A 15,215-nucleotide genomic window follows, 5' to 3' on the forward strand; every position below is an offset into this window, starting at 1 on the left:
GGAGAGGGTTTCCTACCCCTTCATCCGCCAGGTCGCGCCTTGCGGGCCATCCATGACGACGACGTTCAGCTCGTTCAGCCGATCGCGGATGCGGTCGGCCTCTGCCCAGTTCTTGGCCGTGCGGGCGGCCGCGCGCTGTTCCAGCAAGCCCTCGACCTCGGCCTTCAGCCCTTCGTCGACGCCCGAGAACCATTCCACCGGATCGGCCTGCAGCACGCCCAGGATCGAAGCCGCCGCGATCAACTGCCCCTTGGCCGTCGCCACCGCCGCCTCGTCGCCCGCCGTCATGCCGCGCTCGATGTCGCTGGACAGGGCGAACAGGGTCGCCATGGCGCCCGGCGTGTTCAGGTCGTCCTCGATCGACTTCAGGAACTCGACCGGCGGCTCCACGTCCGCCGCCTCGACCCCGGCCGCGCGGTGCAGGGCGCCGTAGAGGCGGTCCAGGTTCTTGCGGCTCTGCTCCAGCAGGGTCTGGTTCCAGTCCAACGGCTGGCGGTAGTGGGCGCTCAACAAGGCCCAGCGCACCACCTCGCCCGGCATGGCCTGCACCAGATCGTGCAGCAGCAGGACGTTGCCGATCGACTTGGACATCTTCTCGGCGTCCACGGTCAGGAAGCCGTTGTGCATCCAGTAGCGGGCGTATTCGTCGTGCGCGTCATCGCCGTGAGCGTGACCGTGGGCGCAGACGCCCTGCGCGATCTCATTCTCATGGTGGGGAAAGACAAGGTCGATGCCGCCGCCGTGGATGTCGATGGGCAGGCCCAGCGTCTCTTCGATCATGGCCGAGCATTCGATGTGCCAGCCGGGGCGCCCCTCGCCCCACGGCGACGGCCATGAGGGCTCGTCCGCCTTGGACGGCTTCCACAGCACGAAGTCGTGCGGGTTCTTCTTGTAAGGCGCCACCTCGACGCGGGCGCCGGCGATCATGTCGTCCAGATTGCGCCCCGACAGCGCGCCGTAGGATGGATAGGACGACACGTCGAACAGCACATGGCCCTCGGCGGCATAGGCGCAGCCCGCGTCGATGATCGCCTGGATCTGTTTGGTGATCGCCTCGATATAGTCGGTGACGTGCGGGGCGATGTCGGGAGGGCTGACGTTCAACAGACCCATGTCGGCCAGATAGGCGGCCTCATAGCGGGCGGTGATCTCGCCGATGGCGACGCCTTCACGGGCGGCCTTGGCGTTGATCTTGTCGTCCACGTCGGTGACGTTGCGGGCGTAGACCACCTTGTCGGCGCCATAGGTGCGGCGCAGCAGGCGCACCAGCACGTCGAACACGACCGGCGGGCGGGCGTTGCCGATATGGGCGTAGTCATAGACCGTCGGGCCGCAGACATAGAGGCTCACCCTGTTCGGATCACGCGGCGTGAACAGGCGCTTTTCACGGCGCAGGGTGTCGTGGATATGCAGGGCCATGGGTCAGGTCTTTTGCGAGTTTTCTTGCGGGACGGACGAGGTGTCCCATATAGCGGCCTGATAGACAGTCAGGGCCGCGCGCCCAAGTCCATAGATAATAGTATTCTGAACAGGCGCTCTCGCCGCCGCCGGATCGTTTCATGAGCAGCACCCCCGCCAAGCCCGTACTCGTCGCCAATGAGGCGCCCCAGCGTCCCAGCCGCGAACAGGCTCTGGAGGCCGTGCGCACCCTGATCGCCTGGGCCGGCGACAATCCCGACCGTCCCGGCCTGCTGGACACGCCCAAGCGGGTGGTCGACGCCTATGGCGAATGGTTCGACGGCTATGACGCCGATGCGGGCAAGGAACTGTCGCGCACCTTCGAGGACGTGACCGGCTATGACGACATGGTCATCCTGCGCGACATCGAGGTCGAGAGCCACTGCGAGCACCACCTGGCTCCTTTCCTGGGCAAGGCCTACGTCGCCTACCTGCCGGGCGAGAAGGTGGTGGGCATCTCCAAGCTGGCCCGCGTGGTCGAGATCTTCGCCCGCCGTCTCCAGAATCAGGAAACCCTGACCAACGACATCATCGACGCCATCGAATCGCACCTCCAGCCCAGGGGCGTGGCCGTACTGGTCGATGCGGCGCACCAGTGCATGACGACGCGCGGCGTGCATCACCGCCACGTCTCGACCATCACCACGCGCTTCACCGGCGCCTTCAAGAACGACCCGGCCCTGGCCGAGCGATTCCTCAAACTGGCCCGGGGCTGAGCCTCAAAGGGCTGTGATACGGGGCTGAATTGATCGCGGCCAAGGCGGCCTTGCGCCGAATTCGCAATCTTATTCCCCCGGCGGCGTCATTTCCTCGCATTCAACGGCTTTACAAGCTCGCTTCAGGACGCCAAGAGACGAGCGAGACTTTCAGTTTGGCCCGCCGGAGGGTGTGGGCCTTGATAGAGACGAGGGCGTAATGGGCGCGAGACTTTCTTCGGGCGGCGGCGGCGGCAGCGGCAAGCTGGCGGCACAGAACGCGGACATCAACGTCACGCCGTTCGTGGACATCATGCTGGTTCTGCTGATCATCTTCATGGTCGCGGCGCCGATGGCCACCGTGTCGATCCGTCTGGACCTGCCGCCGGCGACGCCGCCGGCAGACGACGCCGAGCCCAAGGAACCGGTGTACATCACCATCCAGGAATCGGGTTCGCTGTTCATCGCTGAGCAGGAAACGACCATCTCCAAACTGGCCGCCGACGTCTGCGCCGCGCAGGGCGCCGTGGCCGACTGCCGTGACGAGCGCGTGTTTGTCCGCGCCGAGCCGGAAGTTAAATACAATCAGTTCATGGAAGTCATGAACACCCTGCAGGAGAACGGCTACTTCAAGGTCGGCCTGCTGAACGAAGACATCACCTGATCCGGTCTTCAGTTGGATATTGAAAGGGTCGCCTTCGGGCGGCCCTTTTTCTTTTACCGCAAGCGCATCGACGGCTTGCGCCCTCCCCCTGTTCCGGCGTCAATGCGCGCCTCGAACGAGGGGGAGTAAATCATCATGCGTCGTCGTACTTTTCTTTCGGCCCTGCCCGCCGGAGCCCTGATGGCGGGCGCCGCCCGCGCCCAGCAGGCGCCCGCCGCTGCGCCGGTCGCCAATCCGGCTTCGGTGCAGCCCGCCCCCGCGCCCGACCCTTACGCCGGCGTCGGCATCGGCGACCGCATCACCGGCCCCCGCTTCGTCGGCCGCTCGACTGTCTGGGGCGCCAACGGCGCCGCCGCCACGGCCCACCCCTCCGCGACGATGATCGGGCTGGACACGCTGCGGCGCGGCGGCTCGGCCATCGACGCCGCCATCGCCATCAACGCCGCCCTCGGCTTCCTTGAACCGACCGCCAACGGCATCGGCGGCGACGCCTTCTGCCTGATGTGGGACCCGGCCCAGAAGAAGGTCGTCGGCTTCAACGGCTCGGGCCCCAGCCCGCGCGGCCTGTCGCTGGCCGCCGCACGCTCAAAGGCCGGGCAGGACGGCTATCTGCCTCGCTACGGCGCAGTGACGGTCAACGTCCCCGGCGCGGTCGACGCCTGGTGGAGCGCGCACCAGCGCTATGGCAAGCTGCCGTGGAAGGACGTCCTGCTGCCGGTCGCCGAACTGTGCGAGCAGGGCGTGCCCGTGCCGCAGGTCGTGGCCTACTACCTCGAACGCAACATGGCCGGCTTTGATCGCGCCGCCGCGACGATCGAGGAAAACGACAACCGCAAGAAGGTCTGGCTGACCGGCGGCCGCACGCCCAAGACGGGCGAGATCTTCGCCAACCCGGACCTCGGCCGCACCTACCGCCTGATCGCCGAGGGCGGCCGCGACGCCTTCTATGACGGGGTGATCGCCGACCACATCGAGCGTTACTTCAAGCGCATCGGCGGCTGGATGACCCGCGCGGATCTGGCCGCGCACCGCACCGAATGGGTCGAGCCGCTGATGACCACCTATCGCGGGGTCGAGGTCTATTCGCTCGGTCCGAACACCCAGGGCCTCTCGACCAACCAGATCCTGAACATCTGCGAACAGTTCGACCTTAAAGCCATGGGCTTCCAGTCCGCCGCCTCCATCCACGTTCAGGCCGAGGCCAAGCGCCTGGCCTTCGAGGACCGCGCCCGCTACTTCGCCGACGAACGCTTCGCCAAGGCCCCGACCGCCTGGCTGAACTCCAAGGCCTACGCCGCCGAACGGGCGAAGCTGATCAACCCGAACCGCGTCATGGACCGCGTCTTCCCCGGCGACGCCCCGACGCAGGGCGACACCACCTATTTCAGCGTCGCCGACAGCGACGGCATGATGGTCAGCTGGATCCAGTCCAACTATCGCGGCATGGGCGGCGGTCTGGTCGCCGATGGCCCGGACGGCCGGACGCTGGGCTTCATGTTCCAGAACCGCGGCGAACTGTTCGCCCTGACCGACGGCCACCCCAACGTCTATGCGCCGGGCAAGCGCCCCTTCCACACCATCATCCCCGGCTTCGCCTGCAAGGACGGAGAACCGTGGCTGGCCTATGGCGTCATGGGCGGCGGGATGCAGCCGCAGGGTCAGGCCCAGATCATCATCAACATGGTCGACTACGGCCTGGACCCGCAGGAAGCCGGCGACAGCCCGCGCTGGCAGCACTACGGCTCGTCCGAACCGACCGGCCAACCGGCTGAGGGCGTCGGCAAGCTGCACCTCGAATCCGGCGTGCCCGAAGCCACCAAGCAGCAGCTGACGGCCATGGGCTGGGACCTCGGCCCGCCCGACGGCGGCTTCGGCGGCTATCAGAACGTGATGAAGCAGATCAACGAACAGGGCCGCTGGACCTACGGCGCCGCCACCGAAATGCGCAAGGACGGCAACGCGCTGGCCTATTGATCCAAGCTGTCGAGGAAGACGCCATGATCGCGACCTTGTTAGCCGCCGCCTTTGTTTCTTCCTCCACCTGCACGCCTGTTCCCGGCGTCGAGACGCTCTGGAACGACGACACCCGCTACGTCGTCGTCGGCGAGATGCACGGCACGACGGAAGCCCCCGCCGCCTTCGCCGATCTGGTCTGCGCGGCGCGGGCGCAGGGGCCGGTGACGGTCGCGCTGGAGTTTTCGGAGAGCATGCAGCCGACGCTGGACGCCTTCATGGCGGCCGACAGCGACCCGGCCGCCCGCGCGATGCTTGCCGCCTATCCGCACGGTCCCTTCGTGCATCACGACGGACGCGGCAGCGTCGCCATGCTGGACCTGCTGCTGCGTCTGCGCGCCATGCAGCGCGAGACACCGAGCCTCAAGGTCATCGCCTTCGCACCTGACACTCCGCGCGTCCCCGGCTTCAGCCAGTCCTACTATGAGTTAGACATGGGCCATCGACTGGCGACCGCCGCTCGCAAGACGCCCGACAGCCGGATGCTGGTTCTGGTCGGCAACATCCATGCCCAGAAAAAGATGATCGAGAGCAGGAAGCTGACGCCCGCCGTCGTTCACCTGCCCTCCAACGAGGTCATCAGCCTGTATGTGGCGCAGCAGGGTGGAACGACGTGGAGCTGCGGGCGCGATGCCTGCGGCGCCAATCCTCTGCCCGAGATTTATGACGTCCAGGCGCGAGGCGTCGTCGTTCAGCCCTATGGCGACGGCGCCTTCGACGGCGTTCTGGCGCTGGGACCGACCACGGCATCCGAACCGGCCAAGCCTTGACCTGACGCCGCGTCAATCGGCTAGAGTTCGTTTCTAAACAGGACGGACCTATGACCGATCTCGTCACGCGCGACTTCACCGCCCCGGCCGCCGACGGCTATCCGTTGTCGATGCGGCTGGTTTCGGCCGCCGAGCCCCTGATCGCCGTACTGGTTTCCTCCGGCACGGGCTTTCCCAAGGGCTTTTACGAGCGGTTCGCCCGTTATCTGGCGGAGCGAGGGGCGGCGGTGCTGACCTATGACTTCCGGGGCATCGCCGGGTCGCGGCCGGATGAGCTGAAGGGCTCAACCATCGACTATCCGGACTGGGGACGGCTGGATATGCCCGCCGCGCTGGACGCCCTGATCGAAGCGGCGCCGGGCCTGCGCCTTGTCCATGTCGGCCACAGCGTCGGCGGCCACTTCGTCGGGTTCATGCACAATCACGACCGGATCGAGCGGCACGCCTTCGTCTCGGTCGGGACCGGCTGGTGGGGCGGGCACCACCGCGGCTACAACCCGCTGGAGCTGCTCTTCTGGCTGGGCTTCGGCCCGTTCAGCCTGATGCGGCACGGCTATATCAAGGGCGGCGGTCTGTGGGCCGGGACCGACCTGCCGCGCGGTGTTTTCACCACCTGGCGGCGCTGGTGCCTGGAGCGGGAATACTTCTCCAAGGAGTTGGAGACCAGCCTGCGGCCCCACCACTATGAGGCCGTGACCGCCCCGATCCGGTCGTGGATATTCACCGACGATCCTATCGCTACGCCAGGCACGGCGCGCGACCTGTTGAGCGTCTATCCCAACGCCGGATCCGAGATCAGCGTCCACGCGCCGGGCGATTTCGGCGCGCGCCGCATCGGTCACGAAGGCGCCTTCCGCAAGGGAATGGAGCCGCTGTGGGATCAGGTTTTCCACTGGCTGAACAATGGCGAGGCCTGAGCGGGCGCCTATATTCCAGGCTCCTATTCCTCACCGGAGCCTCCCCATGCCCCATTCGCCATCCTTCTCGGGCCAGCCGACCGTGACCGCTTCGGGCGTTGAGATTCCGCTGCTCGGCTTCGGCACCTGGCAACTGGAGCCCGACGACGCCCGCCGCATGGTGCGCGAGGCCCTGCGCATCGGCTATCGCCACATCGACACCGCCTGGATCTACAAGAATGAGAAGGCCGTCGGCGACGGCATCGTGGACGCCGTGGCCGAGGGGATCGTCACGCGCGACGACATCTTCGTCACCACCAAAATCTGGGTCGAGCATTTCCATCGCGACGCCCTGCTGCGTCAGGCCGAGGAATCGGCCATCAGCCTGGGCCTGACGCCGGACCTGCTGCTGCTGCACTGGCCCAAGCCGACGCCCGCGCTGGAAGAAACCATCGGCGCCCTGAATGAGGCGAAGGAAAAGGGCTTCGCCAAGAACATCGGCCTGTCCAACTTCCCCTCCGCCCTGTTCCGCGAGGCCGCCGCCCTGTCGAGCGCGCCGCTGATCACCAATCAGGTCGAGTATCACCCCTATCTGTCGCAGAAGACGCTGATCGAGACGGCGCGCGAACTGGGCTCGTCCATCACCGCCTGGTCGCCGCTGGCTCAGGGCAAGATCGCCGACGACGCCGTGATCGGCGAGATCGCGAAGAGCCACGGCAAGACCAATGGCCAGATCACCCTGCGCTGGATCATGCAGCAGGGCGTCATCGCCATTCCGCGCACCACCAAGGAGAGCCGCGCGGCCGAGAACTTCGGCATCTTAGACTTCAAGCTTTCTGCGGACGAGATGGCGCAGGTCAGCGCACTGGCCCGCCCCGACGGCCGCATCGGCGACTGGCTGGACGAGGCCTTTGAGTGGGATCAGGATGCCTGATCCGACGCCGACCTAGAGGCGCGGGCGCACAGGAGGGGGCTTTGGGTTCAGTTCTGGATTTCCCGGCGAGCGATCCGAACGACGCCGTCGTCGGCGCCCGCATCCGCCGCTGGCGCGACCGGCGCGGCGTGCCGTTCGAGGATCTGGCCGCCGCCCTCGACCTGACGCCTGAAGCCCTGCGCCGTGTCGAAACCGGTCGTCAGCGGCTGGATTCGGCCCGGCTGGACGCCGCAACCCGCGCCCTGCGCCTGCCGGTGTGGGCGCTTGTGTCCGACGCCCCGGCCTATTGAAGGCGCGCATGGCGTGACAGACGGCGCGCAGCCGCCTAAGCGTCAGCGCATGGCCTACAAGTCCCTGCGCGATTTTCTTGCGACCCTCGAAGCCGACGGCGAACTGGTCCGCGTGTCGGAGCCCGTCTCCACCCATCTGGAGATGACCGAGATCCAGACCCGGCTGCTGCGCAACGGCGGCCCGGCGGTGCTGTTCGAGAAGCCGGTCATGCCCGACGGCTCGATCAGCCCCATCCCCTGCCTCGCCAACCTGTTCGGCACGGTGAAGCGCGTCGCCATGGGCGTGACGCTGGAGGGCAAGCAACGCACCACCGGGCGAGACTTGCGCGAAGTCGGCGAACTGCTGGCCTTCCTGCGCAACCCGACGCCGCCGCGCGGGTTCTCCGACGCCATGGAGATGCTGCCTCTGGCCCAGACCGTCATGTCCATGCGGCCCAAGACGGTGAAGAAGGCTCCGGTGCAGGATGTGGTGCTGAAGGGCGATCAGATCGACCTGACCGCCCTGCCCATTCAGGGCTGCTGGCCGGGCGAACCCGCGCCATTGATCACCTGGGGTCTGGTCGTGACCAAGGGGCCGTCCGACGAGCGCGAGGACGACTTCAACCTGGGCATCTATCGGATGCAGGTGCTGGGCAAGGACAAGGCCATCATGCGCTGGCTGGCCCATCGCGGCGGCGCCCAGCACTACGCCCGGCACAAGAAGGCGGGTAAGCGCGAGCCCCTGCCCTGCGCCGTCGTTCTGGGCGCTGATCCGGGGACGATCCTAGCCGCAGTGACCCCGGTGCCGGAGACCCTTTCGGAGTATCAATTCGCAGGCCTGATGCGCGGCTCCAAGGCCGAGCTGGTTCCGTGCAAGACCGTGCCGTTGATGGTCCCGGCGCAGGCCGAGATCGTGCTGGAAGGCCACGTCCTGCTGGACGAGTTCGAGGACGAAGGCCCCTACGGCGACCACACCGGCTACTACAACTCGGTCGAGAAGTTCCCGGTCTTCCAGGTGTCGGCGATCACCATGCGCAAGGACCCCATCTATCTGACCACCTTCACCGGTCGTCCCCCGGATGAGCCGTCCGTGCTTGGCGAGGCGCTGAACGAAGTCTTCATCCCCCTGATCCGCCAGCAGTTCCCCGAAATCACCGACTTCTGGCTGCCGCCCGAGGGGTGCAGCTATCGCATCGCGGTGGTGTCGATGAAGAAGGCCTATCCCGGCCACGCCAAGCGGGTGATGATGGGCTGCTGGAGCTATCTGCGCCAGTTCATGTACACTAAGTGGATCATCGTCGTGGACGACGACATCAACGCCCGCGACTGGAAGGATGTCATGTGGGCCGTCTCGACCAAGATGGACCCGGCGCGCGACATCACCGTCATCGAGAACACCCCCATCGACTATCTGGACTTCGCTTCCCCCGAGAGCGGGCTGGGCTCCAAGATCGGCCTGGACGCCACCGACAAGTGGGAGCCGGAGACCAAGCGCGAATGGGGCGAGGAGATCCACATGGACGAGGACGTCATCGAACGTGTCAACGACATCTGGGATCGCCTGGGCCTGCCGGGCGACAAGACTCCGATCTGGAAATAGCTGACTTCTCCCGGAGGGAGAGGGCTGAAAGCTTGCCTCATCGGACCATTCGGCCCACCAAAGCGCATGCGCTCCTGTCTGTTGTTCGCCGCCGCCCTTCTGCTCGCGAGTCCCGCCATGTCCCAGACGCCCCCATCGGCCCTGCCCAACGCCGCACCGTGGGATCAGGCCTTCCTGCCGCCTGCGCCGGCCTGGAACGGCGCCAGCCGAGCCCTGCTGCGCGACGCCTCCGATCCGTGGGTCACGGGCTTCGAGGCCGATGCGGCGCATGATTTCTCGCCGTCATACGCCGACACCCGCGCTTGGTTCGACAAACTGGACGCCGCCAGCGACCTGATCCGCCTCGAACAGTTCGGAACCTCGCCGGAAGGGCGTCCGATCTACGCCGTGATCGCCTCCAAGGACGGCGCGGCCTTCGATCCGTCCAAGCCGGTCCTGCTGGCCCAGGCCGGCATCCATCCCGGCGAGATCGACGGCAAGGACGCGGGCATGATGCTGCTGCGCGATATCGCCTTCTATGGAAAAGACAGCCTGCTGGACCGGGCTAACCTGATCCTGATCCCGATCCTGAGCGTAGACGGACACGAGCGCACCGGCCCCTATTCCCGCCCCAACCAGCGCGGGCCGCGCAATCAGGGCTGGCGCCACACGGCGACGAACCAGAACCTGAACCGCGACTTCATGAAGCTGGATCAGACCGAGATGCAGGCCGTCATGGGCCTGATCCACAAATACCAGCCCGACCTCTACGTCGATATCCACGTCACCGACGGCATCGATTATCAATATGACGTCACCTTCGGCTACAACGGCGAGGACGGCGTCTGGAGCCGCAGCCCGGCCATCGCTCAGTGGCTGGACGCCGCCTTCAAGCCCGCCATGTATGAGGCGCTGGAGGCGCAAGGGCACATCCCCGGCGAACTGGTCTTCGCCATCGACGACCGTGATCCGAAGAAGGGCCTGAACGACGGCGGTCTGGGCGAGCGCTTCTCCAACGGCTGGGGTTCGGCGGCGCACGTCCCGACCATACTGATCGAGAACCACAGCCTGAAACCCCACGAACAGCGGGTGCTGGGAACCTATGTCTTCCTCGAACAGGCGCTGACGCTGCTGGCCGAAAAGTCCGGCGACCTGCGCGCCGCCATCGCCGCCGACCGCGCCCTGCGCCCCGCCGAACTGCCCGCCAATTTCGACAGCGACACGACGCCCTCGCGCACCCGCCCGTTCAAGGGCATCCGCTATGAGACCTTCGACAGCGTGGCATCGGGCCGCCCCGAAATCCGCTGGCTGGGCCAGCCGGACGCCGAACTTTGGCAGATGCCCTTCTATGGCTCCCACCCCACACTGACGCTGAAGCGGCCGAGCGCCTATTGGGTGCCGTCCTATCGTCAGGACGTGATCGAGCGGCTGCGGGTCCACGGCGTGCAGATGGAGACGCTGGAAGCCCCGCACACCGTCGCCGTCGACATGCTGCGCCTGGTCGATCCCAAGGTCTCCGCCCGCACCAATGAAGGCCATGTGCCGATCTCGGTCAGCGAAGTCCGGCCCGAGGCGCATAACTGGACCTTCCCGATCGGCTCCGTCCGCGTGCCGACCGATCAGCCGATGGGCGACCTCGCCATCCTGCTGCTGGAGCCGCAGTCGAACGAGAGCTTCTTCGCCTGGGGCATGTTCCCTGAGGTGCTGAACCGCGTCGAATACATCGAGGCCTACGCCATCGCCCCGCTCGCCGAGAAGATGCTCGCCGCCGATCCGGCGCTGAAGGCCGCGTTCGAGGCGAAGCTGGCGGCCGACCCCGCGTTCGCCGCCGACGGCGATGCGCGCCTCGCCTGGTTCTACGAGCGCACGCCCTTCTACGACCAGCGCTATCGCCTCTATCCGGTGGGGCGCGAGAATTGAGCCTGATCCCGACCATTCAGGCGGCCGCCCTATGGGGCGGGCTGCTGATCTTGCTGCTGTTCGTTCTGTCGGGCGTGGTGGTGAACCGGCGGCGCAAGCATCTGGTCGAGTTCGGCGACGGCGGCGTGCGCGAACTGGTCTGCGCCACCCGCGCCTTTTCCAATGCGGCCGAGTACATCCCGGCCGGAATGTGCGGCCTGATCCTGCTGGCCTTCCTCGGCGCCCCGGCCATGCTGATTCATGCGGTCGGCGGAATGCTGTTCGCCGGGCGGGTGATCCACGCCCTGGGCCTGCTGTTTCAGGAGGGACCGTCGCTGGGCCGTTCGGTCGGCATGATCCTGACCTGGCTGGCGCTTCTGGTGGCGGCGGTCAGCCTGATCGCCTGGTCCATTCTCTAGTCCGGCTGTTGCGGGCGCGGGTTCCGTCCGCCATATCGGGGCATGTCCGATAAGACGCCCTCCCCCGACATCCTGAACGATCTGATCTCCGCCGCGCTGAAGGCCGGCGCCGATGCGGCCGAGGCCGTGTCCGCCCATCGCGCCTCCCTGTCCGTCGGCGTGCGCAACGGCGCGCTGGAAGACGTGGAGCGTGAAGAGGCCCGCGATCTGGGCCTGCGCGTCTTCATCGGGCGGCGTCAGGCGACGGTGTCCGCCTCCGACCTGTCCGACACCACCCGCGCGCGTCTGGTCGAGCGCGCCGTGGCGATGGCGAAGCTGGCGCCCGAAGATCCCTATGCCTCGCTCGCGCCGCAGGACCGACTGGCCGCCGCGCCGCACGCGGACCTGGACCTGTATGATCCCGCCGAACGCTCGGCCGAGGCGCTGGAAGCCGCCGCCGCCGAGACGGAGGCCGCCGCCCTGGCCGTATCGGGCGTGTCCAAATCCGAAGGCGGGCACGCCGCCTGGTCAGCCAGCGAATGGCGCCTCGTCACCTCGCACGGGTTCGACGGCCGCCATCGCGGCAGCGCCTTCTCGCTGGGCGTCGGCGTCATCGCCGAGAAGGACGGCGCCATGGAGCGCGGCGGCGAAAGCCGCACCGTCCGCCACCTGTCCGACCTGCCCGACGCCGCCTCCATCGGCCTGAAGGCGGGCGAGCGCGCCATCGCCCGCGTCGGCCCGCGCAAGATCGCCTCGACCACCGCCCCGGTCATCTTCGAGAACCGTGTGGCGACGCAGGTATTGTCGCCGCTGCTGGGCGCCATCTCCGGCCCGTCGATCGCGCGCGGCAGCTCCTTCCTGAAGGACAAGCTGAACCAAGCCGTCCTGCCGATCGGCGTCGATCTGATCGACGATCCGTTCCGCCCGCGCGGCCTCGGCTCCACCCCCTTCGACGATGAGGGCGTGGCCGTCGAACGGCGCGAGATCGTTCGGGACGGCGTCCTGACCACCTGGCTGCTGAACACCGCCTCGGCGGCCCAGCTGGGCCTGCAGACCACCGGCCACGCCTCGCGCGGGCTGGCGGGACCGTCCGGCGTTTCAACCCACAACCTGCATCTGGCGCCGGGCGAAGGCGATCTGGACGCCCTGATGGCGCAGGCCGGGACGGGCCTGCTGATCACCTCCATGTTCGGCCCCTCGCTGAACGGCAACACCGGCGACTGGTCGGCGGGCGTGTCGGGCTTCTGGTTCGAGAACGGCCAGCGCGCCTATCCGGTCAGCGAAGTCACCGTGGCGGGCAATCTGATCGACCTCTACGCTCGCCTGCAACGCGCGGGCGACCTGGAGTTCCGCGGATCGTTCAACAGCCCCTCCCTGCTGTTCGACAAGGTGGCGATCGCGGGCAAATGAGCGACTACAGCGCCGACCTCGACCTGATCCGCGACGCGGCGCTGGCCGCCGGTCGGCTGGCGCTCGAACACCGCGAGGCCGGACTGAAGGTCTGGTCCAAGGACGGCGGCTCGCCCGTCACCAGCGCCGATCTGGCCGTGGACCAGCTGCTGCGCGACGCGCTTCTGAGCGCCCGGCCCGACTACGGCTGGCTGTCCGAGGAGACGGCCGACAGCACGGAGCGCCTGTCGAAGAAGCGCATCTTCGTCGTCGATCCGATCGACGGCACCGTCGCCTTCATGAAGAACAAGCCGTGGTGGTGCGTGCCCATCGCCGTGGTCGAGGACGGCCGCCCCGTCGCCGCCGTCATCCACGCCCCGATGATGGACGAGGTGTTCGAGGCCACCCTGGGCGGCGGCGCCCGCCTGAAGGGCCGCTCCATCAGCGCGTCGGACACCGACGATCTGGAAGACGCCGAACTTCTGGCCGACGCCCGGCTGATGGAGGCGCGCGAATGGGACGAACCGTGGCCGCCGATGCGCTTTTCCAAGCGCAACGCCCTGGCCTACCGCATGGCTCTGGTGGCGGCCGGGGCCTTCGACGCCGCCATCGCCATCAGCCCAAAATGGGACTGGGACGTCTGCGCCGGATGCCTGATCGCCGAAGAGGCCGGGGCCAAGGTCAGCGACCATATGGGCCGTCCGTGGCGCTTTAATCGCCCTGATCCGCGTCAAACCAGCCTGATATGCGCCGCACCGGCCCTTCACCCGTTGATCGTGAGGCGCACAGCGCCTATCCCGCTGGCCATCTGACATTCCTCCCGCAATGGACCCCCTCTCCATGGCCGACTCTCACGATCCCCAACTGCTTCACCTCGTCATCGGCGGCGAGATGCGCCACCCGGCCGAGCCCGTCTTCCGCGACCTGAGCCAGGTCGAGTTCGTCGGCGCCTTCGGCAGCTATGACGAAGCCAAGAAGGCGTGGAAGGCCCGCGCCCAGGCCACCGTCGACAACGCCCACATGCGCTACTTCATCCTGCACGCGCACAAGCTGATCGATCCGCGCACCGACGCCTGAGCCAGCGCTCACGGCGTCATCACGCCGGTGTTCCGGAACCGCAGAGGCGGCTGATGCGCTTTCGTGTCAGTCGCCTTTGTTCTTGAACAGGATTTCCCATGCTGCCGACCTTCATCGTCCTGCTGCTGGTCGTTGTCGCCGTCGCGGCGATCGTCTGGGTCGTGCGTAAGGGGCCCAAGCACGTCCCCCGCCCCGGCGAGGACCAGGACACCGCCTGGAACGACCCCATCACCCCAGCTGATCGAGACCCTCGACCTTGACCCTTTTCGGCCAGACGCTGGACGGCCAGCAGATTTTCAGCCTGATCTCCATGCTCGCCGTGCTGGCGCTGTGCATGGTCACCCTGGCGCGGCGCATGGAACACGACCGACAGGTCAAGCGGTGGAAGAAGGAGCAGGCTGCGCGTCAGTCTCCGCCCAGCGGCCCGGATCACGGCGGCCCGTGGGGCTGACCTACTCGCGCTTCAGCAGGCGATCCACCACCAGCTTGCCCCACCAGCCGGCCTTGAACTCCGCCCGGATGGCCTGGGGATCATAGGCGTCGCTTTCGACCCAGTCCTCGAAGCTGACGCCCGTGGGCTCGACCTCGGCGACGTATTTCTCCAGCGTATAGTCCAGCACCCCGGTCAGGCCCTCGCGGCTGTGCAGGGTGCGCTTGCCCAGTTCCGTCATGGCCGCCGAAATCGGCTCGCCCAGGTGGAAGTGGCGATAGAGGACGGCCATCATCCCCGCCCGGTCCGCGCCCGACTTGCAGTGGATCAACGCCGGATACTCCATCGTCTGGAACAGGGCCCTGGCCCGGCGCACCCGGTCCTTGCCCGGCGGGTCGCGTGAATCCAGCGGGGCGTCGATCAGCGTCAGCCCCAGCCGTTCGCAGGCGTCCTTCTCCAGCCAGTAATAGGCCTCGTCCCTCTGGCCGCGCAGATTGACGACGGTGCGGATTCCCTGCCGCTTCCACCAGGCCAACTGCCCCGGCGAGGGCTGGTTGGTCCGCACCAGATCCGGCCCCAGCCAATGGGCGTTGGTGAAGGCCGTGCGCAGGAAGGCGTGATCCTTCCAGAAATAGGACCAGCGCGCCTTGAAACGGCCGAACGGCGTAGTCAGATCGTAGCGCCCCATGACGGCCAGATAGCGCCGTTTGCACCCGGCGTCACCCGTCCCGCGGCGCCTCTCTC

At 67.2% G+C, this 15,215-nt stretch carries 17 protein-coding genes; 15 read left to right on the forward strand and 2 right to left on the reverse strand.

Annotation, left to right across the window (positions count from 1 at the left end; translation table 11 throughout):
* Nucleotides 1–12 precede the first annotated feature (12 nt).
* A complete protein-coding gene (cysS, locus tag D1604_RS08660) occupies nucleotides 13–1,419 on the reverse strand; it encodes a cysteine--tRNA ligase (protein ID WP_119412957.1) in 1,407 nt (468 codons plus the stop codon).
* A gap of 140 nt (nucleotides 1,420–1,559) precedes the next feature.
* Between cysS and folE the strand changes: the two genes are divergently transcribed.
* The 15 genes from folE to D1604_RS08730 all read left to right on the forward strand — a co-directional run bounded on the left by folE (nucleotide 1,560) and on the right by D1604_RS08730 (nucleotide 14,492).
* Nucleotides 1,560–2,174 (forward strand): GTP cyclohydrolase I FolE, encoded by a 615-nt coding sequence (gene folE, locus D1604_RS08665; protein ID WP_003165753.1) that lies wholly within the window; start codon nucleotides 1,560–1,562, stop codon nucleotides 2,172–2,174.
* Between the two features lie 199 nt (nucleotides 2,175–2,373).
* Entirely contained in the window at nucleotides 2,374–2,817 is a 444-nt protein-coding gene (locus D1604_RS08670; protein ID WP_119412958.1) for a biopolymer transporter ExbD, read from the forward strand.
* A gap of 135 nt (nucleotides 2,818–2,952) precedes the next feature.
* Nucleotides 2,953–4,791: a gamma-glutamyltransferase family protein gene (locus D1604_RS08675; protein WP_119412959.1), complete on the forward strand. Its 1,839-nt coding sequence runs from the start codon at nucleotides 2,953–2,955 to the stop codon at nucleotides 4,789–4,791.
* A gap of 23 nt (nucleotides 4,792–4,814) precedes the next feature.
* On the forward strand, nucleotides 4,815–5,600 hold the full coding sequence (locus D1604_RS08680; RefSeq protein WP_147399900.1) for a ChaN family lipoprotein: 786 nt from the start codon (nucleotides 4,815–4,817) through the stop codon (nucleotides 5,598–5,600).
* Between the two features lie 50 nt (nucleotides 5,601–5,650).
* Nucleotides 5,651–6,517, forward strand: a complete 867-nt coding sequence (locus D1604_RS08685) for an alpha/beta hydrolase family protein (RefSeq protein ID WP_119412961.1) — start codon at nucleotides 5,651–5,653, stop codon at nucleotides 6,515–6,517.
* Between the two features lie 46 nt (nucleotides 6,518–6,563).
* Nucleotides 6,564–7,430, forward strand: a complete 867-nt coding sequence (locus D1604_RS08690; protein ID WP_119412962.1) for an aldo/keto reductase — start codon at nucleotides 6,564–6,566, stop codon at nucleotides 7,428–7,430.
* Nucleotides 7,431–7,471: 41 nt separating this feature from the next.
* A complete protein-coding gene (locus D1604_RS08695) occupies nucleotides 7,472–7,720 on the forward strand; it encodes a helix-turn-helix domain-containing protein (RefSeq protein ID WP_119412963.1) in 249 nt (82 codons plus the stop codon).
* A gap of 49 nt (nucleotides 7,721–7,769) precedes the next feature.
* Nucleotides 7,770–9,299, forward strand: a complete 1,530-nt coding sequence (locus D1604_RS08700; RefSeq protein ID WP_119412964.1) for a UbiD family decarboxylase — start codon at nucleotides 7,770–7,772, stop codon at nucleotides 9,297–9,299.
* A gap of 117 nt (nucleotides 9,300–9,416) precedes the next feature.
* Nucleotides 9,417–11,198 (forward strand): M14 family metallopeptidase, encoded by a 1,782-nt coding sequence (locus D1604_RS08705; protein ID WP_233551986.1) that lies wholly within the window; start codon nucleotides 9,417–9,419, stop codon nucleotides 11,196–11,198.
* Nucleotides 11,195–11,596 (forward strand): MAPEG family protein, encoded by a 402-nt coding sequence (locus tag D1604_RS08710; RefSeq protein WP_119412966.1) that lies wholly within the window; start codon nucleotides 11,195–11,197, stop codon nucleotides 11,594–11,596. The genes D1604_RS08705 and D1604_RS08710 overlap by 4 nt, the downstream gene beginning before the upstream one ends.
* Before the next feature lie 42 nt (nucleotides 11,597–11,638).
* The gene (locus D1604_RS08715; protein ID WP_119412967.1) at nucleotides 11,639–12,985 is read left to right on the forward strand and encodes a TldD/PmbA family protein; all 1,347 of its coding nucleotides are present in this window, start codon (nucleotides 11,639–11,641) and stop codon (nucleotides 12,983–12,985) included.
* Nucleotides 12,982–13,776, forward strand: coding sequence for a 3'(2'),5'-bisphosphate nucleotidase CysQ (locus D1604_RS08720; RefSeq protein ID WP_119412968.1), 795 nt, complete (start codon nucleotides 12,982–12,984; stop codon nucleotides 13,774–13,776). The genes D1604_RS08715 and D1604_RS08720 overlap by 4 nt, the downstream gene beginning before the upstream one ends.
* Before the next feature lie 13 nt (nucleotides 13,777–13,789).
* Nucleotides 13,790–14,041, forward strand: a complete 252-nt coding sequence (locus tag D1604_RS08725) for a DUF4170 domain-containing protein (protein WP_003170661.1) — start codon at nucleotides 13,790–13,792, stop codon at nucleotides 14,039–14,041.
* Between the two features lie 98 nt (nucleotides 14,042–14,139).
* Nucleotides 14,140–14,301 (forward strand): hypothetical protein, encoded by a 162-nt coding sequence (locus tag D1604_RS15800; protein ID WP_003170662.1) that lies wholly within the window; start codon nucleotides 14,140–14,142, stop codon nucleotides 14,299–14,301.
* On the forward strand, nucleotides 14,298–14,492 hold the full coding sequence (locus D1604_RS08730; protein WP_119412969.1) for a hypothetical protein: 195 nt from the start codon (nucleotides 14,298–14,300) through the stop codon (nucleotides 14,490–14,492). Before D1604_RS15800 ends, D1604_RS08730 begins: the two co-directional genes overlap by 4 nt.
* A gap of 1 nt (nucleotide 14,493) precedes the next feature.
* Here the strand turns inward: D1604_RS08730 and D1604_RS08735 are convergent, their stop codons facing one another.
* On the reverse strand, nucleotides 14,494–15,159 hold the full coding sequence (locus D1604_RS08735; protein WP_119412970.1) for a fused DSP-PTPase phosphatase/NAD kinase-like protein: 666 nt from the start codon (nucleotides 15,157–15,159) through the stop codon (nucleotides 14,494–14,496).
* Between the last annotated feature and the right edge of the window lie 56 nt (nucleotides 15,160–15,215).

It is taken from the genome of Brevundimonas sp. LPMIX5, assembly GCF_003576505.1.
Lineage (GTDB): Bacteria > Pseudomonadota > Alphaproteobacteria > Caulobacterales > Caulobacteraceae > Brevundimonas > Brevundimonas naejangsanensis.